Origin of the sequence: Halobaculum gomorrense (genome assembly GCF_900129775.1) — an archaeon.
GTDB classification, from domain to species: Archaea; Halobacteriota; Halobacteria; order Halobacteriales; family Haloferacaceae; genus Halobaculum; species Halobaculum gomorrense.
Window position 1 is genome coordinate 98,455 of record NZ_FQWV01000008.1, and the last position, 20,535, is coordinate 118,989.

20 protein-coding genes and 1 tRNA gene are annotated in these 20,535 nt (G+C 69.9%); 8 read left to right on the plus strand and 13 right to left on the minus strand.

Translation table 11 applies throughout. The annotated features are described in order from the left end of the window. Positions 1-69: 69 nt before the first annotated feature. Complete coding sequence (locus BUE16_RS13465) at positions 70-351, plus strand: hypothetical protein (RefSeq protein WP_073310605.1); 282 nt, start codon at positions 70-72, stop codon at positions 349-351. 152 nt (positions 352-503) lie between these two features. On the opposite strand, the gene BUE16_RS13470 is transcribed toward BUE16_RS13465, so the two are convergent. From BUE16_RS13470 to BUE16_RS13485, 4 genes are all read right to left on the minus strand, one after another. After that, a tRNA-Val gene (locus BUE16_RS13470) sits at positions 504-578 on the minus strand. A 95-nt stretch (positions 579-673) separates the two neighbouring features. Next, positions 674-949 (minus strand): ubiquitin-like small modifier protein 1, encoded by a 276-nt coding sequence (locus tag BUE16_RS13475; RefSeq protein WP_073310607.1) that lies wholly within the window; start codon positions 947-949, stop codon positions 674-676. Between the two features lie 64 nt (positions 950-1,013). Continuing rightward, entirely contained in the window at positions 1,014-2,222 is a 1,209-nt protein-coding gene (locus BUE16_RS13480) for a hypothetical protein (protein WP_073310609.1), read from the minus strand. After that, positions 2,219-3,472 carry a potassium channel family protein gene (locus tag BUE16_RS13485; protein ID WP_073310611.1) on the minus strand — a complete coding sequence of 418 codons (1,254 nt, stop codon included), beginning with the start codon at positions 3,470-3,472 and terminating at the stop codon, positions 2,219-2,221. Before BUE16_RS13485 ends, BUE16_RS13480 begins: the two co-directional genes overlap by 4 nt. A gap of 226 nt (positions 3,473-3,698) precedes the next feature. Here BUE16_RS13485 and BUE16_RS13490 point away from each other — a divergent pair, with 226 nt between their 5' ends. Further along, positions 3,699-4,880, plus strand: a complete 1,182-nt coding sequence (locus BUE16_RS13490; RefSeq protein WP_073310613.1) for an NAD-binding protein — start codon at positions 3,699-3,701, stop codon at positions 4,878-4,880. Between the two features lie 27 nt (positions 4,881-4,907). On the opposite strand, the gene BUE16_RS13495 is transcribed toward BUE16_RS13490, so the two are convergent. The 5 genes from BUE16_RS13495 to BUE16_RS13515 all read right to left on the minus strand — a co-directional run bounded on the left by BUE16_RS13495 (position 4,908) and on the right by BUE16_RS13515 (position 10,618). Then, on the minus strand, positions 4,908-5,627 hold the full coding sequence (locus BUE16_RS13495) for a DICT sensory domain-containing protein (protein WP_073310615.1): 720 nt from the start codon (positions 5,625-5,627) through the stop codon (positions 4,908-4,910). Further along, positions 5,624-6,016 (minus strand): DUF7344 domain-containing protein, encoded by a 393-nt coding sequence (locus tag BUE16_RS13500; RefSeq protein WP_079991658.1) that lies wholly within the window; start codon positions 6,014-6,016, stop codon positions 5,624-5,626. Before BUE16_RS13500 ends, BUE16_RS13495 begins: the two co-directional genes overlap by 4 nt. Before the next feature lie 154 nt (positions 6,017-6,170). After that, a complete protein-coding gene (locus tag BUE16_RS13505) occupies positions 6,171-6,896 on the minus strand; it encodes a nucleoside phosphorylase (RefSeq protein ID WP_073310617.1) in 726 nt (241 codons plus the stop codon). Between the two features lie 59 nt (positions 6,897-6,955). Beyond that, positions 6,956-9,547, minus strand: a complete 2,592-nt coding sequence (ppk1, locus tag BUE16_RS13510; RefSeq protein WP_073310619.1) for a polyphosphate kinase 1 — start codon at positions 9,545-9,547, stop codon at positions 6,956-6,958. Between the two features lie 297 nt (positions 9,548-9,844). After that, on the minus strand, positions 9,845-10,618 hold the full coding sequence (locus tag BUE16_RS13515) for a metallophosphoesterase family protein (RefSeq protein ID WP_073310621.1): 774 nt from the start codon (positions 10,616-10,618) through the stop codon (positions 9,845-9,847). A gap of 257 nt (positions 10,619-10,875) precedes the next feature. On the opposite strand from BUE16_RS13515, the gene map reads away from it, so the two are divergent. Continuing rightward, positions 10,876-11,769: a type II methionyl aminopeptidase gene (gene map / locus BUE16_RS13520; RefSeq protein WP_073310623.1), complete on the plus strand. Its 894-nt coding sequence runs from the start codon at positions 10,876-10,878 to the stop codon at positions 11,767-11,769. A 127-nt stretch (positions 11,770-11,896) separates the two neighbouring features. Here map and BUE16_RS13525 read toward each other — a convergent pair whose 3' ends face one another. Continuing rightward, complete coding sequence (locus BUE16_RS13525) at positions 11,897-12,097, minus strand: DUF7835 family putative zinc beta-ribbon protein (protein ID WP_073310625.1); 201 nt, start codon at positions 12,095-12,097, stop codon at positions 11,897-11,899. A gap of 136 nt (positions 12,098-12,233) precedes the next feature. On the opposite strand from BUE16_RS13525, the gene BUE16_RS13530 reads away from it, so the two are divergent. Together BUE16_RS13530 and BUE16_RS13535 are read left to right on the plus strand one after the other, a co-directional pair. Further along, on the plus strand, positions 12,234-12,803 hold the full coding sequence (locus BUE16_RS13530; protein WP_073310627.1) for an HIT family protein: 570 nt from the start codon (positions 12,234-12,236) through the stop codon (positions 12,801-12,803). Positions 12,804-12,882: 79 nt separating this feature from the next. After that, positions 12,883-13,830 (plus strand): winged helix-turn-helix domain-containing protein, encoded by a 948-nt coding sequence (locus BUE16_RS13535; protein ID WP_073310629.1) that lies wholly within the window; start codon positions 12,883-12,885, stop codon positions 13,828-13,830. 12 nt (positions 13,831-13,842) lie between these two features. Here the strand turns inward: BUE16_RS13535 and BUE16_RS13540 are convergent, their stop codons facing one another. Beyond that, positions 13,843-15,426, minus strand: coding sequence for an amidohydrolase (locus BUE16_RS13540; RefSeq protein ID WP_073310631.1), 1,584 nt, complete (start codon positions 15,424-15,426; stop codon positions 13,843-13,845). Between the two features lie 131 nt (positions 15,427-15,557). Here BUE16_RS13540 and hmgA point away from each other — a divergent pair, with 131 nt between their 5' ends. Next, positions 15,558-16,778 (plus strand): hydroxymethylglutaryl-CoA reductase (NADPH), encoded by a 1,221-nt coding sequence (gene hmgA, locus BUE16_RS13545; protein WP_073310633.1) that lies wholly within the window; start codon positions 15,558-15,560, stop codon positions 16,776-16,778. Between the two features lie 516 nt (positions 16,779-17,294). Here the strand turns inward: hmgA and BUE16_RS13550 are convergent. Further along, positions 17,295-17,819 (minus strand): DUF5817 domain-containing protein, encoded by a 525-nt coding sequence (locus BUE16_RS13550; RefSeq protein ID WP_073310635.1) that lies wholly within the window; start codon positions 17,817-17,819, stop codon positions 17,295-17,297. A gap of 149 nt (positions 17,820-17,968) precedes the next feature. Here BUE16_RS13550 and BUE16_RS13555 point away from each other — a divergent pair, with 149 nt between their 5' ends. Further along, positions 17,969-18,310, plus strand: a complete 342-nt coding sequence (locus tag BUE16_RS13555) for a cupin domain-containing protein (RefSeq protein ID WP_073310637.1) — start codon at positions 17,969-17,971, stop codon at positions 18,308-18,310. Between the two features lie 40 nt (positions 18,311-18,350). Here the strand turns inward: BUE16_RS13555 and BUE16_RS13560 are convergent, their stop codons facing one another. Next, positions 18,351-18,971 (minus strand): DUF6149 family protein, encoded by a 621-nt coding sequence (locus BUE16_RS13560; protein ID WP_073310639.1) that lies wholly within the window; start codon positions 18,969-18,971, stop codon positions 18,351-18,353. Between the two features lie 256 nt (positions 18,972-19,227). Between BUE16_RS13560 and BUE16_RS13565 the strand changes: the two genes are divergently transcribed. Then, complete coding sequence (locus BUE16_RS13565; protein ID WP_073310642.1) at positions 19,228-20,472, plus strand: NAD(P)/FAD-dependent oxidoreductase; 1,245 nt, start codon at positions 19,228-19,230, stop codon at positions 20,470-20,472. Positions 20,473-20,535: the final 63 nt, after the last annotated feature.

Below are 20,535 nucleotides of genomic sequence, written 5' to 3' on the forward strand. Positions count from 1 at the left end.
GAACGGTCCGAATCCTCCCGAATGCTCTTCATACTATATGTGGTCGGGAGTGTATCGGTACGATGTGCGATGACCCCCTCCAGCCCCCTTCCATCGGTCGCGAACCTCCGCAAGGCGGTTCCGACCTCGACTGGTCTGAAAGACGCTCTTACCGGGTTCGCCGACATCAATCGAACGGCCGCAGTCGAGCCGATCCGGGCACTCGCGTTCTACGCGGCGATCGTCCTCCCGCTCGTGTACCTGCCGTTGATCGCGAACGGCATCACGGCGGAGCGGCTCACCATAATCGCCGGGCTCCTGCTCGCGAACGCCGCGGCGCTGGTCCTCGGTCACGGCCACGGCTCTCGGTAAGCGGTCGCTCGGCGATTCCCCACCGCTCGTTCTCTCTGACTCACGCGGCTGTCCCGATGTCAACGGCGGAGTCGACCGACGGGGTGCCCTGACACAAGCTGGATGTGGTGGTAGACGCGACTACTTCGAGCGGTTCGTCGGTAACGAAGAAGTGGGTTGGGGCGGATTTGAACCGCCGGCCTCCTCCATGTCAAGGAGGTGTCATAACCGGACTAGACTACCAACCCGACCGGGCTCTCTCTGCATTCATCGATTTTGGAAGGATATAATTAAGACTTCCGAAAGCCCCTGGTTCCGAGGCGCCGTCCCACGTTTTCGCGAGTCATCCGCCGCTGACCGGTGGGAAGAGCGCGAGTTCGTCGTCTTCGTCGACGGGGGTGGCGAGTCCCTCGCCCTCGCGGATGTCGCGGCCGTTGCGGAGGAGGTTGATGTGGCCACGGAGGTCGCCGTCGTCGTCGAGGACGCGTGCCGCCAGCGCGGGGTGAGCATCGAGCAGCGCGTCGAGCGCCTCACCGACCGTGGCGGCGTCCGCGGCGTCGACCTCGGGCTCCGACTCTCCCGTGGCCTCCGCGAGGTCGGCGAACAGCTTCCAGTTCATGTCTCACCGTCGCCCTCGGGCGGGCAAGAGCGTTGCGCTGACGGCGGTCACCGAGCGGACCGGGTCACGGTCCAGCGGCCGCCGCTCGGCGCTCGATCTCACGGATCTGTTCCGGACGGGCGACCAGATACAGCGTTTCGCCCGGCGACAGCGTCCGTCCACGCGGCGGGATCGGCTCCACGTCGCCGGCGGCGGTCTCGACGGCGACGACGGCACCGGACACGGATTCGACGCTCTCCCCGTCGAGGTCGCTTTCGGCCTCGACGCGAACGGCGCCCATCGTCTCGTCTGCCGCACGGAGCACCGATGCGAACTCCCGGTCGGCGCGCGGACTCGCGGGCAGGGTGAGCAGGTGGTACCGCTCTGCGGCGTCGAATCGGTCGGCGTCGGATGCATCGACCGCCAGCGTCACCACGTCACCGGTGCTCGCTCTGAGCTCAGCGGTTGCGACGCGCTCGGCGGCGGGCGACTCGGAACCGGCCGTCGGCACGTCCCCTTCGGGACGGCGCCACACCTGCACCACGTCGCCGGGGCCGGCGCCGTTTGGGGGGTCGGCGCGAACGGCGACGGCGCATGCGCTCGGGTCGAGCGTCGGGCCGATCCCCGCGACGCGTCTGCCGACGCCGAGGTGGGTCACCTGGTAGCCGTCGAACTCGGCGTCGACGTGACCGACATCGTACTCGGCTTTCAGTCGGCCGATGAACTCGTCGCGAAGCGCGTCGGTCGAGAGCGTCCGGGGAAATAGCAGGGTCTCGCCGGCGAGGCGATCTTTCGTCGCGTCATCCACCGGGTCGTAGCCGTCGATATCCGCAATCTCCGCGGGCAGCGTGAGCGGTCGGATCCGACCGATCGTTCGCACGAAGCGACTGACCTCCCCCTCGACCGTGTCGCCGCCCGTAATGGCCGTCACGCTGGTCGCGAACCGGTCGCCAGCGTCTCGACCGGGTGTCGCCGCGCCGGCGGCGACGAGGAGACTGACGACGTTTCGAACCACCGTCATCGGGGCGAACGGATCCGAAGCGATGGCGCCGCCGACGGGGATGACCGTAGCGAACAAGCCGACAGTGTTGAGGTAGACGGCGACGACCGCCGTTCCCAAGAGCGTGGTCAGCCCGCGGGGAACCGCCTCGGCGACGTACCACCGGTAGGCGGCGGCGCCGACGGACGCGACGAGAAACGACGCGATCGCGAACCCGACCAACCGGGGCGCGTTCAACTGCGCGAGCCCCTCCACGGTCGACTGCAACGGGAACGGGTCGGCGTGCGGTCTCACGCCCCCACCTCCCGCTCGAACCGGTCGAGGTCCCGACGCGTCCCGACGACGATGAGGTCCGTCCCGGCCGTGGGCGTCGTCTCGCCGCCGGGAGCCAGCCGCCAGCCGCCGCCGTCGCTGACTGCGAGCACGGCGACGCCGTACGTCTCGCGGACCGCAACGGACCGGAGGCTCGCTCCGTCGAGCGGGCCGCCGGCCCGGACCGAGAGCCGTCGGAAGCGCTTCCCCGCACGACGAAGCAGCGAGAGTACCTCGAACTCGCGGCGCGTCCCGCGCGAGCGAACAACCACCCGCGACGCGTCGGCGCCGAGCAGTCGCATCGCATCCTCGCGGTCGACGGCGACCGTGAGTCGCCCGTCGCCGCCGGCGGTCGTGGGCGACGCGGGCGGGGATCCGGGGTCGTTCTCGCCCCCGTCGGTCGCGGCCGGCAGCGCCGTCGGCGCCACCGCCTCGGAGTCGGTCGCCTTGCCGTCGGTGCGCGCGGCGACGACCGTGCCGTCGACGGGGGCGGCGTCACCGTCGGCCGCGACGACGGCGACCTCGTCGCCGCGGGCCAGCCCCGTCGGGAGCAGCGCGCGGACCGAGACCGCTCGCTTCCCGTCCGGGACGCGCTTGGACACGCCCGCGAGCGGCGGCGCGGCGGCGACGCTGGCGCGGCCGCGCTCGTCGAGGCGAACGGACACCTCCGCGAGGTCGTGAGCCGAGCGGAGTCGATCCGCGACCGCCGCCTCCAGGTCCGCCAGCGGGAGGTCGGCGTCGAAGTCGTCCTCGAAGGCGCGGATCTCGGCGCGCAGGTCCGACGGTAACGGGGGGTACCCCTCGATGTCGGCCACGTCGCCGACGATGGAAACGTGAACGCGCCCCCGACCGCTGGCGAGGTCGACCACCTCGGCCGAGAGCGTCCGCTCGGTGAGGCGAGCCAGCGAGAGCCGCTTCGGGAGCGATGCGCCCATCGCGTCGCCCTTCGCGTGGGCGTACAGCGAGATCATCAAGATCACGATGATCGCGACGAGCAGCGCCGTCCCGTTCGCGGCGTCTCGGATCGTCTGGTCGTTGAGCGCGAGGAGGCCGCCGTTGACCCCCGCGATCGCCAGCGAGAGGACGACGACACCGAATCCGGGAATGGAGACGCCGGTGACGTACTTGAACGTGAACCCGAGCGTCCACGCGACGAGCGCGGGGACGAGCCCGGTGAGCAGGCCCAGGTATAGCCCGAGCAACACCTGTACCGGGAGCGAAGAAGCGACCATACGACGCGCAGACGGGCGGGCCACAAATTCGTATCGGGAATCGCGCCCCCTCGATCTCGTATCGGGAATCGCGCCCCCTCCGTCCGGGCCGACGATCGAGGCGAGTCTGGGGCGACGAGCGGCATGGGCCGAGACGGCGACCGAGGCGCCGTGTCTGGTCCGGCGGCGCGACCCCCAGGGGTGACGTGTCGCACTGTTTATCCCGTTCGGCGGGAGATGTCGGGTGATGGCAGGGTTGCGAGCGCGGATCGGCGGTCGAGTCGCGGTGTTGCTCGTCGGCGTCGCCGCGCTGGTGTCGATCGTCACGGGGATCACCCGTATCGTCGCGCCCCCCAGGAACCGGCTGCCGTTCGTCGCGCTGTTGCCCGAGGAGGCGACGGTCCTCGCGGGGTTCACCGGCGCCATCACCGGGTTCCTCCTGCTGGTCGCGGCCTACGGGCTGCGCCAGCGACTCCGAGCCGGGTGGTACGCCGCGCTCGTGTTGCTCCCGCTGACGGCGCTGCAGGGGCTCGTCGGCTCAACGACCATCGGCCTCCTGCTCGCGCTGGTGTCGGTCGTCGCGATGCTCGCGCTCGCGCTCGACCGGGCCCCCTTCTCCGAGGAGATCGACCTCACGCCGACACAGTGGGCCGCCATCGCCGGGCTTATCGGTGCGTTGGGCTACTCGACGGCCGGCGCGTACGCGCTCAACGACCAGTTCACGAACCTGGATTCGATCACCGACGCGGTGTACTTCTCGATCGTCACGGCCTCCACCGTCGGATACGGGGACGTGACCCCGACATCGGCGCTGGCGAAGTGGTTCGCCATGTCGGCGCTCGTGGTCAACGTCGCCGCCTTCGCGGTCGCGCTCGGGGTCCTGTTCACCCCCATGATCGAAGCCCGCCTCACAACCGCCCTCGGACGCATGACTGACTCAGATATCGACCTGCTCGCCGATCACGTCCTCGTGCTCGGTTACGGCGAACTCACGGAACCGCTCATCGACGAACTGCTCGAAGCCGGCGTGCCGTTTCTCGTCGTCACGCCGGAGGAGGCCCGCGCGCGGATGCTCAACGAGCGAGACGGGGTTCGCGTGTTCACCGCCGACCCCTCCGACGAGAAACCGCTCGAACGCGCGAACGTTACGCGCGCACGCGCCGTGGTCGCGGCGACGAACAACGACGCCGAGGACGCGCTTGCGATCCTCACCGCCCGCCAGCTCAACCCCGACGTGACGATCGTCGCAGCCGCGACCGAGCGCGAGAACATGAACAAGCTGAAGCGCGCCGGCGCCGACACCGTCATCTCGCCCGCGACGATCGGCGGGCACCTCCTCGTCGAATCCGCGCTGGGAGGTGAGGACTCGGAGGTGGTCGCGCGGCGGCTGCTCGACGAGACCGACGACGACGACGACTCTGCCACATGACGGCCGAGACGGCGATCGCGCGGCCGGTCAGTGCGCCGCGAGCGCCGCAGTGATCTCCTCGACGAGCCTCGCGTCGTCCGTCCAGAAGCCGGTGTAGCCGTCGGCCGTCTCCTCGGCGACGAGACCGGATGACTGCCCTCCCTCGCCGCCATCGAACGTCACCACCCAGTAGCGTCCGATTTCGTCCCGTTCGGGCGCGTCGGCGCCGACCGCGTGATAGGTGACCCCCGGAAGCTCCGGCGGCTCCCAGTCGTCGACGCCGTGGACGTGGATGTCGAGGTCAGTCTCTGTCGCGAGGTGGCAGTACACCGGCAGCTGCGACTCGAACGTCGACAGCGTCTGGAAGCTAGCGTGGAGCGTCCCGTTGCCGGCGCGGTAGGCCCGGTCTTCGATCTCCTGGCTCACCGCGAGCAGCGGTCGCCGGCGCAGCGCCGTGAACACGGTCCGGTCGAGCAGGTCGAAGACGGCGCGGTAGCCGGCAGCCGTCTCCTCTCGGTGACCGAGGTCAGCGGTCGAGGGGTCCACCAGCACCTCCAACTCGTCCACGCCGATCACGCCCGCGAACTCGCCGTCCGTCTCGACGAGCACGAACGGCTCCGGGCCGTTCGCGGGGATCGGCTGCACGTCGAACGCGACGCCGTGACGCTCGAACAGCCCCTCGATCTCCGTCGGCTCTTCCGTTCGAAAGACCGTGATCGCGTGATAACGGCGTTCGATCGACGCGAGCAACGAGTCAAGCGCGGTCACTGTTGCACGGACTGCACGTCAGCGACGCTCCGCTCGATCACCGTCGCGACCGCGGGGTCGACCGCAGTCGCGCTCACGGCCCCCTCCGTCGGGTCGTACTCGATCAGATTCAGTTCCGCCAACCGGGGGAGATGGACGTGCGTGAGCGCGATACGCGTCCGAACGTGCTCGTTCGGCGATACGGCCGACCCCGAGTCCGCGGCCTCCCAGCCGGACAGCAGCGTCGCCAGCTCGTCGACCGACCTCGAGCCGGCGTCCGCGTCCAACAAGAGGTGTAGCAACCGCCGCCGCGGTTTCGACGCGAACGCTCGATAGAGCTCGTCGTCCGCCAGCGTCACGCGTTCGCCTGCCTGTCCCTCCCCGCGCTGGTCGGTCCCCTTGTTCGCCATGTTGGTGTAAGTATTGCCGCCAATCCGACAAAGCGTCTTCGACAGATATCTGTCACTATCTCGATCCGCCCCAACGGACGGGATGCCCGTCAGTCGGTATCCCGACGAACCGCCCGACTGCGGTCCGATTGGACCGCCGATCTCGGGCGATCTCCTACAGGGTCGCGACGGCGTCCAGGGCGATGTCGATGGCGCGGCCGACGTTGTTCTTCGCCTTCTCGGGGAGTTCCTCCTCGGAGTCGGCGCGCTTCTGCGTGCCGGCGACGAGGTTGCCGTCGGCGGTGCAGATGGCGCCGGCGTTCATCCCGCGGCGGCGCGCCAGCGAGAAGACGGCCGACGCCTCCATCTCGATGGCGAGCAGTCCCGCCTCCTTCCAGTCGGCGACGTACTCGTCGGACTCGTTATAGAACGCGTCGTCGGAGACGATCGGGCCGACGTGAACCTGTTCGCCTCGGGCCTCCGCGGCGCCGACGAGCGTCGATAGGGTGTCGTAGTCGGGGACCGCGGGGTACGTCTCGGACTCGTAGCGCTTGCTCGTCCCCTCCTCTTTGGCGGCGCCGGTCGCGACGACCATGTCGCCGATCTCCACGTCGGTTTGGAGCCCGCCGCAGGTGCCGACGCGGATCACCGTCTCGACGCCGACGTTGTGGAGTTCCTCGATGGCGATCGCCGCGGACGGACAGCCGATGCCCGTCGAGCAGATCGTGAGATCGACGCCGTCGTAGGTGGCGTTGACGACGCGGTACTCTCGGTTCTCGGCGACAAGTTCGGACTCGTCGCAGTGATCGGCGATGCGGTCGACGCGGTCCGGATTCCCCGGGATCAGCGCGGTCTCGTGTACGTCGCCCTCGTCGACGAGCAGATGGGGCTGGTTGGCCATACGCTCGGTCGCCTCGCGCTCAGCAAAAAGCCCGCGGAAGCGACGGCGGACTCCACAGGCTACGGGTCGCCGCTGTCCGTGTACACCTCCTCGAGGTCGACCTCGGGCTCGCGTCCCGGCTTGGCTCGCGACGGACGGCTGTCGGCCTCCGGCGCGGACCGGCGAGCACGCTCGGCGAGCCGCTCGTGGGTGTCGAGCGTCGGGTCCCCCTCCCCCGGCTCGAGCTGCACGTACCGCCCGTCCGGACGCATCACCCACCGCCGGCGGTTGTCTGCCAGCATGTACGCCAGCACGGTCTCGAGCTCCGCGCGAATCGAGGGGTCGTCGACGGGCGCGACCGCCTCGACGCGACGGTCGAGGTTGCGTGTCATCCAGTCGGCGGACCCGACGAAGTACGCCGGGTCGCCCTCGCGACCGTCACTCCGCTCGCCGTCGCCGTCCGCCTCGGCGTTGGCGAAGTAGTAGATGCGCGAGTGTTCGAGGAATCGTCCCACCACGCTGTGGACACGGACGGTGTCGGACAGCCCCTCGATGCCGGGCCGCAGCCGACAGATGCCTCGAACGATCAGGTCGATCTCCACGCCCGCGCGGGCCGCCCGGTACAGTTCGCGGACGATCTCCGGGTCCTCGAGGGCGTTCATCTTGGCGACGATCCGGCCGTCGCCGCCGGCGCGTGCGACCGCCGCTTCGGTTCGAATCAGCGCTGTGACCCGCGAACGCAGGTTCTCCGGTGCGACGAGCAGGCGGTCGTACTCGCGGTGGCGCGCGTGGGTGGTGAAGGAGTTGAACAGGTTCACCAGGTCGCCGCCGATCGCCTCGTCGGCGGTGACCAGCCCCAGGTCGACGTACCCCTTCGCCGTTCCGGAGTGGTAGTTGCCGGTGCCGACGTGCGAGTACGTCGCCACGTCGCCGTCCTCTTGCCGGACGACCAGCGCGACCTTCGAGTGCGTCTTCAAGCCGATCGTCCCGTAGGCGACGTGGATCCCCTCCTCCTCGAGACGCTTGACCCACCGGAGGTTGTTCTCCTCGTCGAAGCGCGCCTTCAGCTCCACCATCACGGCGACCTGCTTGCCGTTCTTCGCGGCGTCGATCAGGCTGGCGATCACCTTCGAGTCCGGTGCAGTCCGGTAGATCGCGGCCTTGATCGCGAGCACGTCTGGGTCGTGTGCGGCGGCGTCGAGAAACGTCTGCACGGTCCCGCCGAACGACTGGTACGGATGGTGGAGGAGCACGTCGTCGCGGCGCAACTCCGCGAACAGCTCGTCCGGATGGTCGGGGTCGACCCCCTCGAACCGCGGGTGTCGCTGGGGCGTCCACGGCTCCAGCTTCAGATCGGGCCGGTCGAGATCGACGACGGCGTCGAAGTCGTCGAGCGCCAGCGGCTCGGGGCGCACGAACACCTCCCGTTCGCTCACGTCGAGGTGTTCGACGAGCAGGTCGCGGACCTCGGTGGGCATGTCGTCGGCGACCTCCAGGCGGACGACCGTCGCGAAGCGTCGCTGACGGAGCACGTCCTCGATCATCTCGATGAGCCCCTCGGCGACCTCCTCGTTGCGCCGGACTTCGGCGTTGCGCGTCACGCGGAACGTCGAGGAGTGTGACACCGTCGTCTCGGGGAACAGGCTGTCGAGGTTCGCCTCGATGAGCCGCTCCAGCGGGAGAAAGCGGGTCGCCCCGCCGCCGCCCGCCGCCGGCTGTGCGCTCTCGGCCGTCTCGGTCCCGCCGGGGTTGGCACAGACGGCGTCGACCGGGACAAGCCGCGGGCGGTTCTGCGGAACCTTGATCCGCGAGAACCGCTCCTCGTCGTCGTCGTCGCGCGTCAACACCGCGATCGACAGCGAGAGGTTCGAGATGAACGGGAACGGGTGTGCGGGGTCGAACGTCAGCGGCGTCAGCGTTGGCATCACCTGCCGCTCGAAGTGCTCGGCGAGCCGGTCGCGGTCGTGGGGGGTCAGAGCCTCCCACGACACGATCTCGATGCCGGCCTCGCGCAACGCCGGGTCGACGGACTCGGCGTAACACCGCGACTGCCGCTCGAAGATGTCGCGGGCGTGTTCGAGGACGGCCTTCCACTGCTCGCGCGGCGTCCGCCCGTCCGGCGTGGTCTCGGTGACGCCGGCGGCGATCTGCTGTTTCAGCCCGCCGACGCGCTTCATGAAGAACTCGTCCAGGTTCTTCGTCGTGATCCCGAGGAACCGCAGGCGATGGAGGACGGGGTTGCGGTCGTCCTCGGCCTCGTGCAACACCCGCCGCTGGAACGCGAGCTCGCTCAGCTCGCGACTGAGCTGGAGGCGCTCGTCGTCGACCGCGATATCCGCGCCCGATTCGACCGGCTCGTTCGCGATCGGCGGGGTCTCCGCGCCGAACCGCGCCCACGACACCGGCCCCTCCGCTGGGTCGACCGCCTCCTCGATCGACCAGTCCGCGCCGGCGGCGTCCAGCGGCACGTCTGAGAGCCCGTCGGACGGCAGCCGCGCCGCCGACCGCGCGCGCTCCTTGGCCTCGTCGGCGTCGCTCGACTCCGGTGGTGATCCGTCTGCGTCGCCGTCACCGTCGCTCCCGGCATGCTCGTCCGCCTCCGCCGGCTCGGCCGCGGCGTCGTGCTGATCAGTTTCCTCCGCGCCCGTCGCTTGGCTCGAACTGTCGTGCATCGGTCCGTCGATACCGTGAGGAGACCGCGACAGCTGGTAAGCGTTCCTGTCAGAGCGGTATCCAGTGGGGCGTACTCATCAATAGCACTCCGTAGCGGTTCCCACGTTGGGGAACGGTCTCGAATCCGTCGCGTCGTCCGGTCGGTCGCTGCCGCGGGAGGGAGTCCGCAAGCCCGTCGCACTCGCGGCACCGAACCGGGGACGCGGAGCGCCAGAACGGCTGTGGGCTGCGGGACTGCGATCGCTTCGACGGCCGAAGCGGCGATCGGTCGGGACCCCGTTCGACGGCCGCGGCGGTCAGTCGGAGTCGCTTTCGATCGGTGACGGCCGTGGCGACCGACCGTTCGCGTCGGACGCCGCGCTGAACGGCGGATCGAGCACCTTTCGATCCGCACGCTCCTCGGTCGGTTCGGCGGCCGCGACCGAGTGGAAGCGGTCAGCGCGCCAGTCGTAGGCGGTGAGCTCGCCCCCGTAGACGCAGCCGGTGTCGAGCCCGACCGCGAATTCACGATCGATCGGGCGCGCGAGCACCGTATGACCGAAGAAGACTCGCTGCGGCCCCGCGTACTCCTCCCACCAGTAGGGGCGGTCCCCGTAGCTCCCTCCGGGAACGAGCGACCGGGTGTTCTGGAGGTCGTCGACCGTGTGTTCCTCCAGCGGGACGCGCGGGTCGACGCCGCCGTGGACGACCAGCGCTCCCGGGGCGTCGCCGTCGCTCGCCCACGAGACGGCGACCGGGAGCGACGCGATCCAGTCGAGGTCGTCGTCGGAGAGGTTCGAAAGCTCCTTCTCGCCGCGCAGCAGCTTCTGCTCGTTGTTGCCGCGGACGGTCAGGAGGTTGTCGGCCGAGCGAACGCGGTCGACGACGGCCGCGCTGTCGGGTCCCTTGCGGAGGAGGTCGCCGACGAAGACGACGAGGTCGTCGTCGGTGACGCCGAGCTCAGCGAGCAGCCGATCGAGCTCCTCGGGGCGGCCGTGTACGTCGCCGACGATGTAGACGTGCTCCCACTCGGACACGTCGACCCGTCTGTGAAGCGGTTCGACAGCTCGGCCGAATCGCGGCGCGTTCATCGGCCGGGAGGACGGCCTCGAAGGATAAAAACGCCGCCGAATAGGGCTACTGTGAACTACGTAGACACGCGGGATCCCCGTCTGGAACGGCATCTACCGGTCGGGCCGGCCGCTTGCTGTCGGGTGGTCGGACCCCCTCGTAGCGGGCGTATCGCCATCGCGTCGGCGAGCGACAACTCATTCGTCGTTCACCGCGTCGCCCGCTCGACCACGCGGGTAGCGCAATCCCTTTCCCCCGCTCAGTCGAACGCCAGCGTATGAGTGCCTTCGACGAGGACGCCCTGGCGAAGTACCGCGAGGCGGGCGAGATACTGACGACGGTGATGGCGGAGGCGCGCGAGCTGGTCGAGCCGGGCGCGACGCACCTGGAGGTAGCTGAGCACGCGGAAAATCGGATTCGCGAGGAGGGCGCCGGCCTCGCGTTCCCGGTGAACGTCTCGATCGACGAGGAGGCGAGCCACGCGACGCCCGAGCGCGACGACGAGGCGGAGTTCGGCGAGGACGTGGTCTGTCTCGACATCGGCGTCCACGTCGACGGCTACATCGCCGACGCCGCGGTGACCGTCGATCTCGCCGGGGAGACGGAGCTAGTCGAGGCGGCCGAACAGGCGCTGGAGGCTGCCGTCGACGCCGCGGGGCCGGGCGTCCCGGTTGGCGAGATCGGCGCCGAGATCGAGGACGTGATCGGTGCCTACGGCTACACCCCGGTGTACAACCTCTCGGGCCACGGCGTCGAGCGGTTCGACGCGCACACGGGGCCGAACGTTCCCAACCGCGGCGTCGACCGCTCCGTCGAACTGGAGCCCGGACAGGTCGTCGCCATCGAGCCGTTCGCCACCACCGGCCGGGGCAAGGTGGGCGAGGGGAGCGAAGAGGAGATCTTCGAGTTGACGCAGGACGTGTCGGTGCGCAACCGAGCGGCCCGACAGGCGCTCGAACAGGTGCGGGAGTTCGACGGGCTGCCCTTCGCCGCGCGATGGCTCGACGCCTCGCGCGACGAGATGGCGCTCCGGCGACTCGTCCGCCAGGGCGCCGTCAAGGGGTATCCCGTCCTGAAAGAGCAGGACGGCGAGTTGGTCAGTCAGGCCGAGCACACGCTGGTCGTCACCGAAGATGGGGTGGAGGCGACGACCGAGGGGCTGTTCTCGTGAACGGGCGGGGGTGACGGGCCGTCGACGCAGTCGCTGGCCGGTCGTGGACACCCGCGGACAGCTAGTGCGGTCCCGCGGCCGCTCCGGGTCGGCCGACGGGACGGTCGATCGATGCAGGCAGTCGGTGTTACGCGTTGTTCATTCGCGTCGCGTTCTCGGCTCCACACTCGTTGCAGGTGGTGATCCGGTACGGTTCGCGGGAGAACTCCGCGTTTTCCTCCTTCTGGCTCTCCGTGCGGATCTCGACCCGCACGTCATGCGTCGTCTCCCCGCCGCACGCACCGCACCGTTCGGTGACGTGGTCGGGGTCGGAGGGTTGGGTCGCCATGCGCGTCCGCCTACGACGCTAACCCGGATAAAGCTACCACGTGCGATATAAACGTTTGCCTCCCCCCCGTTTGCGACGGGACCGGCGCGCCGACGCGCGCACCGGGGTTCAAGGGTCCCGCGGTCGACCGCCGTGTATGGATCAGGTGTTCGCGCCGTGGCGGATCGAGTGGGTCGAACGGGACGGCGACGACGGAGACGCGATCGACGGGTGCCCGTTCTGCGTGCTGCCCGAGCGCGACGACGACCGCGCCTCCCGGATCGTCGCCCGCAGCGAGCGGTCGTTCGTCCTCCTCAACAACTACCCGTACAACCCCGGACACGTCATGGTGATTCCGCGAGTCCACGAGGGGAAGCTCCCCGCGCTCGACGACGCGGCGCTGCTGGATCACGCCCGCCTGAAGCAGCGAACGATGCGCGCGCTCGACGACGCGCTCGGTCCGAGCGGGCTCAACGCCGGGATGAACCTCGGCGGGAGCGCCGCCGGCGGCTCCATCGACGACCACATCCACACCCACATCGTCCCTCGGTGGGAGGGCGACACGAACTTCATGCCGGTCATCTCGGACACGAAGGTGATCGTCGAGGCGCTGGATGACACGTGGCAACGCCTCCGCGATGCTTTCGCCGAACAGGACGGTGCGCGCGTCGGCGGCGACGACGAGGCAGTGCGGCTCGCGTTCGAGTCGGATTCCTCTCACGGCTAAAGCCGTGGGATTCCGCCGTGTATTTCTGTGAGACCGCGTCAGCCCAACGATTTTATCGGATGCACCCACACGTTCGCGTATGAGCAGATCCGCGGAGGAGGCCGTCGACCACGCGGGCGAGGCGGACCTCGACCCGGCGGAGGCGTTCGCCCTCCTCGGCAACGAGACCCGCATCGACATCCTCCAGTCGCTGCACGAGGCGACGATCGAACGCGACGACGACAGCCCTGTCGCGTTCTCCGAACTGTACGACCGCACCGACCTGGACGACAGCGCGCACTTCAATTACCACCTGAAACAGCTGCTCGACCACTTCGTCCGCAAGGTCGAGTGCGACGGGACCGACGACGAGTGTTCGGAGGGGTACGAGTTCCGGACCCCCGGCTGGAAGGTGGTGCGCTCGGTGTTCGCGGGGACGTTCACCGGCCGCAGCGAGGTCGGTCCGTTCGACGCGCCGGGCGCGTGTTACGAGTGCGGCGGCGATCTCGGGGCGCGATACGCGAACGAACTCCTCACCATCGCCTGCACCGAGTGCGGGCGCACGCCGGTGAACTACTCGTTCCCGCCGGGCGGACTCGCAGACCGCACCCCTGAGGAGTTCCTCGACGCGTTCCACCACCACGTCCGCCACCACTACTGCCTCGCCGCCGACGGCGTCTGCCCGGAGTGCATGGGTCGCATGGAGACCGACCTGGTCGCCGACACCGCGGTCCCCGGACAGGCGGTCGCGGTGCGCCACACCTGCGGCCGCTGCGACAACCGCCTCACCTCGGCGGTCGGCGTGAACCTCCTCGACACCGCGCCCGTGCTTACGTTCTTCGCCGAGCGCGGCGTCGACCTGACGACCGAGCCGTTCTGGACGCACCCGTGGACGGTCAGCGACGTGCACACGACCGTCGTGAGCGAGGAGCCGCTCCGCGTTCGCCTCGACCTCCCCTGCGACGGCGACGAGATCCGCGTCACGGTCGACGAGACGCTGGAGGTGCTCGCGGCGGAGACGGCGACCGGCGGCGACGGCGAGGAGTAGCCCGGGCCGGAGTCAGCGCCCGTCGTACACCACGTCGCCGCCGACGGCGGTCGCGGCCACGCCGATCTCGCCGATCAACTCGGACCGCTCCCAGGGCGACTCCTCCAGTAGCACGAAGTCGGCCGCCGCGCCCGGTTCAAGCGTGCCGACTCGCTCTTCGTCGAACCCCGCGTAGGCGGCGCCGCGGGTGTACGCCCGCAGCGCCTCGGTGACGCCCAGCGACTGTCCCTCGCTGGGGGCGTTGACCGCGTAGTGGACGCCGAGCAGCGGGTCGAGCGGCATGCAGTCGCTGCCGAACGCCAGCGGCGCGCCGGCGTCGAGGTAGGCGGGGAGACGATTCGCGTCGGTGCGGCGGTCGCCGAGGCGGTCGTCGTACAGGCCACCCTCGAAGCCCCACTTGTGGAAGTTGGGCTGCATCGACGCGACCACGCCCAGTTCGGCCATGCGTTCGATCGCCTCGTCGCTCGCGAGTTCGGAGTGCTCGATCCGGTGGCGGGCCGCCGCCGGGTCGTCCGTCTCCTCGTAGGCGTCGAGCACCGCGTCGATCGCCGCGTCGCCGATCGCGTGCAGCGTCACTTGGAAGCCGTGGTCGTCCGCGCGCGCGACGAGATCGCGGATCCCGTCGGGGGCGAGTACCCACGTGCCCGTCTCGTCGGCGTCGTCGGCGTACGGTTCGTGGAGCTTCGCGGTCCGGCCGCCGAAGGTGCCGTCGGTGTACGACTTCACGCCGCCGACCTGCACCATGTCGCTGCCGTGGTTCGTGCGCAGGCCGGCGTCGATCAGCGAGTCGAGGTGGTCGGCCCAGTAGTTGATCCGCACGCGCACCGAGAGGTCGCCGGCGAGGTCGAGTGCGCGGTACACCTCCGGGGCCCTCGACTGTCGGACCATGTCGTGGACCATCGTGACGCCGCGCTCGTTCGCCATCGACTGTGCGGCGCGGACCAGCTCCTCGGCCTCCGCGGCGTCGGGTTCGATCGCCTCGTACACGGGGTCGACGGCCCCCTCGACGATCACGCCGGTCGGCTCGTCGTTCGGCCCCGCCGTGTGCACGTCGGCGTCGGGCATCTCCCCGCGGAGGCGCTCGAGGACGGCGTCGTTGACGCTCGCGACGTGCATGTCCTCTCGGAAGGCGACGACCGGCGCGGTCTCGCTCACCGCGTCGAGGTCGTCGCCGGTGAGGTAGCGCGAGTCCGCCCACATCGACTCGTCGTAGCCGAACCCGAGCACCCAATCGTCGATGTCCGCGCCGTTCCCCCCGTCGCGGCTCCCGGCGTCGCCCGCGTCGACCTCGGCGGCGCGCTCGCGGAGCAGGTCGACGGCCTCCTCTGGCGAGTCGGCCGTCGAGAGGTCGGCGTGGACGAGCGACCGGCCAGCGTTGAGGAGGTGGGTGTGGGCGTCGACGAGGCCGGGGAGCGCGACGCGCCCGCCCGCGTCGATCGTCTCGGTGTCGGCGCCGGCGAGGAACTCCACGTCGTATGTGGAGCCGAGGCGGACGACGCAGCCGTCGCGGACGGCGAACGCCTCGTGGGTCTCGTCGGGGTCGGCGAGCGTGTGCACCTCGGCGTTCGTGACGACGAGGTCGGCGGGGTCGGTCATGTGAACCCCCGAGTCCGCCCGGAGCAAAACCGTTCGGGAAGCGGTCGCGACCGGTCGGTGGCGGGTGTGGCCGTCCGGGGCGGGTGGGCGGAACCGACACGACTTAGCGGCCGCCGCCGTCACGCGGAGGTATGACCGACACCGACGCCGCCGCGCTCGCCGAGCGCGTGCGCGAGGGCGACCTCCGACTGTACGAGTTGGAGAAGCACGCCGACGCCGACACCGCCGCCGCCGCGCGACGCCTGCTCGTCGCGGAGCACTCCGGCGTCGACCTCTCGACAAGCGGCGCGTACGCCTTCGACGCGGCCGATGCCGAGTCGAACGTCGAGAACATGCTGGGCGCGATCCAGATCCCGCTCGGGGTCGTCGGCCCCGTCGAAATCCGCGGCGGGGCGCTCTCGGGCGAGCACTACCTCCCGATGGCGACGACCGAGGGCGCGCTGCTCGCGTCGGTCAACCGCGGCTGTGCGGCGCTCACCACCGCCGGCGGCGCCGGCGCCCGCGTCCTCAAGAACCGGATGACGCGCGCGCCGGCGTTCCGCGTCGCCGACGTGGCCGAGGCCGAGGCGCTGTCCTCGTGGGTGCGCGACAACGTCGGCGCGCTCCGGGAGGCCGCCGAGTCGACGACGAGCCACGGCGAACTGAAGGAGGCGACGCCGTACGTCGTCGGCAACACCGTCTTCGTCCGGTTCGGCTACGACACGAAGGACGCGATGGGGATGAACATGGCCACCATCGCCACCGAGGAAGCCTGCGACGTGATCGAAGCCGAGACGACCGCCTCGCTCGTGGCGCTCTCGGGCAACCTCTGCACCGACAAGAAGCCCGCCGCGATCAACGCCGTGGAGGGGCGCGGGCGCACCGTCGCCGCCGACGTGAGCGTCCCCCGCGAAACCGTCGAAGGGACGCTGAAGACGACGCCCGAGGCCGTCGCGGAGGTGAACACCCGCAAGAACCTCGTCGGCTCGGCGAAGGCCGGCAGCCTCGGCTTCAACGCCCACGTCGCCAACAGCGTCGCCGCGATGTTCCTCGCCACGGGACAGGACGCCGCACAGGTCGTCGAGGGCGCCAACGCCATCACGACCGCGGAGGTCGACGGCGACGGTGACTTGTACGTCTCGGTCACGATCGCGTCGCTGGAGGTGGGCACCGTCGGCGGCGGGACGACGCTCCCAACCCAGTCGGAGGCGCTGGACGTGCTCGGGATCCGCGGCGGCGGCGACCCCGCCGGCAGCAACGCCGACGCGCTCGCGGAGGCGGTGGCGGTCGCGGCGCTGGCGGGCGAACTCTCGCTGCTGTCGGCGCTGGCCTCTCGCAACCTCTCGTCGGCGCACGCCAGCCTCGGACGGTAAGCGCCGTCGCCGGAAGGGGTGGCCCCCGAACGCTGTCGGTACCGCGACCCCCCGAACGCTGTCGGCACTACCTCGAACGCTGTCGGCACCGCTACCGCTGTCGAGCGCCGTCGCGAGCGCCCGGATCGCCCACACCGCGTGCCGCCGGATCCGCAGCGGGTCGCCCCACAAGTGCGCTGCCATTGGCGTCTGGACCGCGGCCGCGGCGAGCAGGAACTCGCCGACTGCGGGGTGGACGTACACCCACGCCGCGATTCCGGTCGTCTCCTCCCACACGAGCAGCGCGTACGCCGCCGCGCCGTGCATCGTCAGGAACACCCCAAGCAGCGAGACGAACGCCGCGAGAAACAGGAACCCGGCGTACGGCGGCGGGTCGGCCGTCGCGGCGCCGGATTGGAGCGGTAACGCGAGCGGAACGCGGAACGTCCCGGCGGCCTCGACGGTGGCGACCGCCGATTCCGCGAACATTCACATAGTCGGACTGGTCCGCTATTCGATATGAACACTCCGACGCCGTTACAGAAGTCGATACTCACCGCGCGACTCGGTCGCCTCGCCGCGGCGCGCCAGCCGGTCGAGGATGTCGCGCGCCGCCTCGGCGGGGACGCCGTGGTCGGTCGCGTACGCGACGACGGCCTCCTCGGTCGTGTTCCCCTCGCGGATGGCGTCGCGGACGACCTCGTCGCGCGAGCGTGACCCGCCGCCGTCGTCCGCACCGGCGGCCGCGACCGCGTCGGCGTCGAGCCCCGAGTCCTCGAGGTACTCGCGGTCGTCGACGGCGCCCTCGAAGCCGTCCAGTTCGCGCTCCAACTCGGCGACCGTGCCCGCGTCTTCGAACGCTTCCGAGTGCCCGCGCTTGTCGGCGAGGAGCGTCGCCCGCGCCTGCGCGGCGGCCGCGCGGTCGTCGGACTCGTAGAAGCGCTTCAATCGCGCGGTCGGGTGTCGCGTGCCGCACCGCGGGCAGATCGCCGAGTCCTGTCCGTCGGGGTCCGAGACGAGCCAGTAGGTGCCGCAGGAGCGACAGCCGACGACCGCGTACATGACGACCGCTTGCTCGCCATCGGAATTGAACCTTGCCTCCGGCGACCGATCGGTCGGGGCGCGATCGGACCGGGGCGCCCCGTGGGCGCGGCGAGTCTCGTCGCCGTGGCGCCCGCGGAACTAAGGTGGTCGCAGTCGGCGGGGTCCGTATGGAGCGCGAACGGCACGACCCGAGCGCGGACACGGAGGCGGTTCACGGCGTCCACCTGGCACAGTTGGCTGCGGGCGCGGAGACGAGCGTCCAGCACTTCTCGATCGAACCGGGTGCGGAGGTGCCGGCCCACAGCCACCGCCACGAGCAGGCGGGCTACATCACGGCCGGCGCGTTGACGTTCGTTCTCGCCGACGGTGAGGAGGTCGTCTGCGAGGCCGGCGACTCGTACGTCCTCGCCGGCGAGGAGGTCCACGGCGCCGAGAACAGGGGCGACGAGCGGGTGGAGGGCGTCGACATCTTCAGCCCCCCGCGGACGGACCCCGACTGGCAGGAGTAGCCGAGAGCGGGGCGACCGCGGCGCGGGGCCGGCCGCGGGCTCAGTCGGCGCGCACCTCGGCGTCGGCGTCGCCGTCGAGGTCATCCTCGTCGACGCCGGGCGCAGCGGTCACGTCGACCTCGTCGGGCTCCTCGGCGCCGCCGACGTGCATCTCGCCGTCGTCGTCCTCGACGTACGCGTCGTCGGCGAAGCCGGCGACGGCGTTCTCGAACTCGCCGTCGGCCATGCGGTCTGGCGTGGCCGGCGCGTCCGCGACGCCGTCGGCGGGGCGGAACTCGCCCAACGGGTCGTCGATGGTGATCCCGTGGCGCTCGAAGAACTCCTCGTAGCGGCGGTAGTGCTGTTCCAACTCGTCGCTGGGGATCTCCATCATCTCCGCCCAGCCGTGGGTGAAGAAGTCGAAGTTGGCCTGCACGTGGGTGATCTCGCGAGCCTCCGCCTCGGGGTAGCCGGCCTCCAGCGCGGCGACGTAGGTGTCCATCGTCGCGTCGAAGAAGTCGTCGAGGTGCGCGCGGCGCTCCTCCCGGCGGTCCTCGTCGGCCTTGTTGAGGAAGATGTCCGTGTGCATGTCGACGAGCCTGTCGTTGACGTAGCCGCCGACGACCGGCGTGGTGAGCGCGCGCTTGGCGGCCCAGTGGCGGACGTTCTGCCGGAGCTTCATACCCGTCGTTGGGGTCGGATTCCCTTGAATGTGCGGCGAGGATGCGGCCGCGCGACGGCCCGGCGAAGACAGCGGGTCGACGAAGCGAGCAACTGCGAGGCGACCGACGGCGATCGAGTCGCTCGGGCGGCGCGCGACACCTCGATATGCTGTTCTCCTTGTTGTCCTAGAAGACTGCAGAATGCCCTTGATACGTACCCTCGTGAATCCTCACGTCGATAGCAACCCACATTAACCCCGAATCCGAATCCCCGGTATGAGCGAGTCGTTCGTCATCATCGGTGACGGAATCGCGGGTAGTTCCGCCGCCGAAACCCTCCGGGAGGAGGCGCCCGACGCCGACATCACCGTGATCACAGACGAGGGCGAAGCCCTCTACAATCGCATCCTCATCAAGGAGTTCGCCAAGGGGAAGCTCCCCGAGGCCCCGATCTCCATCCACGACGACGGGTGGTACGAGGAGCGCAACATCGACCTCGAACTGAACACGCTCGTCGTCGACATCCGGGTCGACGAGCACGAGGTCGAGACCCACGAGGGCGACGTACTGGGGTACGATAAGCTGCTGTTGGCGGTCGGCGGCACGCCCCAACAGCTTCCCGTCGAGGGAAGCGACGCCGACGGCGTCCACCACTTCTGGACGTTCCAGGACGCCCGCCGCATCCGCGAGTCCGCCGAGTCCGCCGAGGAGGCCGTCATCGTCGGGGCGGGCCTGCTCGGCATCGACCTGGCGGCGATCTGCGGCGCCCAAGACATCGCGGGCAAGTACCTCATGCGCGGGAACTCTTGGTGGCGGTACGCGCTCAACGAGGAGGGCGCGGAGATCATGCACGAGGCGATGCGCGAGCGCGGCGTCGAGCCCGTCTTCGACTCCGGAGTCGATCACTTCGAGACCGACGAGGACGGCCACGTGACGGCCGCGGTCGATCCCAACGGCGACCGCTACGAGGCCGACTTTGCGGGCGTCGCCATCGGGCTGAACCTCAACACCGAACTCGTCGAGGACACGCCCATCGAGACGGACGACGGCATCGTCGTCGACCAGTACATGCAGACGATCGACGAGGATGTGTTCGCGGCGGGCGACATCACCCGCTTCCACGACGTGATCCTCGGCGAACAGGCCCAGAACGGCGCGTGGGGGAGCGCCAAAGAGCAGGGAACCATCGCCGCGAAGAACATGCTCGAGTACGGGGCCGCGGAGTTCCGCTGGGTCTCCTCGTACTCCATCACCCACTTCGACTTCCCGTTCCTCTCGTTTGGCCACCCGACGCTGGGCGACGACGAGGTCATGCGCTCGTTCGGCGACGACGAGTGGCGCCGCCTCGCGCTGAAGGACGGCAAGATCGTCGGCGGCGTGCTCATCGGCAACCTCGCGCCCCAGTCGGCGTACAAGCAGCTCATGCGCGAGCAGGTCGACGTGAGCGGGCAGAAGGACATCCTCATGACAGAGGGCTTCTCGGTCGACGACCTCGGAGTCGAGGACGCGGCGGCGGAGTAACGGGCGACACCTGACCGGTCGGGTCCGTTCCGTTACTCCCGTACACTTCTCCGCCAGCGGCGG

What these genes read in the sequence shown, in the direction of transcription:
- BUE16_RS13465 (WP_073310605.1), top strand. Translation starts at nt 70, where the DNA reads ATGACCCCCTCCAGCCCCCTTCCATCGGTCGCGAACCTCCGCAAGGCG.
- BUE16_RS13475 (WP_073310607.1), bottom strand. Translation starts at nt 949, where the DNA reads ATGAACTGGAAGCTGTTCGCCGACCTCGCGGAGGCCACGGGAGAGTCG.
- BUE16_RS13485 (WP_073310611.1), bottom strand. Translation starts at nt 3,472, where the DNA reads ATGGTCGCTTCTTCGCTCCCGGTACAGGTGTTGCTCGGGCTATACCTG.
- BUE16_RS13490 (WP_073310613.1), top strand. Translation starts at nt 3,699, where the DNA reads ATGGCAGGGTTGCGAGCGCGGATCGGCGGTCGAGTCGCGGTGTTGCTC.
- BUE16_RS13500 (WP_079991658.1), bottom strand. Translation starts at nt 6,016, where the DNA reads ATGGCGAACAAGGGGACCGACCAGCGCGGGGAGGGACAGGCAGGCGAA.
- BUE16_RS13505 (WP_073310617.1), bottom strand. Translation starts at nt 6,896, where the DNA reads ATGGCCAACCAGCCCCATCTGCTCGTCGACGAGGGCGACGTACACGAG.
- ppk1 (WP_073310619.1), bottom strand. Translation starts at nt 9,547, where the DNA reads ATGCACGACAGTTCGAGCCAAGCGACGGGCGCGGAGGAAACTGATCAG.
- BUE16_RS13515 (WP_073310621.1), bottom strand. Translation starts at nt 10,618, where the DNA reads ATGAACGCGCCGCGATTCGGCCGAGCTGTCGAACCGCTTCACAGACGG.
- map (WP_073310623.1), top strand. Translation starts at nt 10,876, where the DNA reads ATGAGTGCCTTCGACGAGGACGCCCTGGCGAAGTACCGCGAGGCGGGC.
- BUE16_RS13525 (WP_073310625.1), bottom strand. Translation starts at nt 12,097, where the DNA reads ATGGCGACCCAACCCTCCGACCCCGACCACGTCACCGAACGGTGCGGT.
- BUE16_RS13530 (WP_073310627.1), top strand. Translation starts at nt 12,234, where the DNA reads ATGGATCAGGTGTTCGCGCCGTGGCGGATCGAGTGGGTCGAACGGGAC.
- BUE16_RS13535 (WP_073310629.1), top strand. Translation starts at nt 12,883, where the DNA reads ATGAGCAGATCCGCGGAGGAGGCCGTCGACCACGCGGGCGAGGCGGAC.
- BUE16_RS13540 (WP_073310631.1), bottom strand. Translation starts at nt 15,426, where the DNA reads ATGACCGACCCCGCCGACCTCGTCGTCACGAACGCCGAGGTGCACACG.
- hmgA (WP_073310633.1), top strand. Translation starts at nt 15,558, where the DNA reads ATGACCGACACCGACGCCGCCGCGCTCGCCGAGCGCGTGCGCGAGGGC.
- BUE16_RS13550 (WP_073310635.1), bottom strand. Translation starts at nt 17,819, where the DNA reads ATGTACGCGGTCGTCGGCTGTCGCTCCTGCGGCACCTACTGGCTCGTC.
- BUE16_RS13555 (WP_073310637.1), top strand. Translation starts at nt 17,969, where the DNA reads ATGGAGCGCGAACGGCACGACCCGAGCGCGGACACGGAGGCGGTTCAC.
- BUE16_RS13560 (WP_073310639.1), bottom strand. Translation starts at nt 18,971, where the DNA reads ATGAAGCTCCGGCAGAACGTCCGCCACTGGGCCGCCAAGCGCGCGCTC.
- BUE16_RS13565 (WP_073310642.1), top strand. Translation starts at nt 19,228, where the DNA reads ATGAGCGAGTCGTTCGTCATCATCGGTGACGGAATCGCGGGTAGTTCC.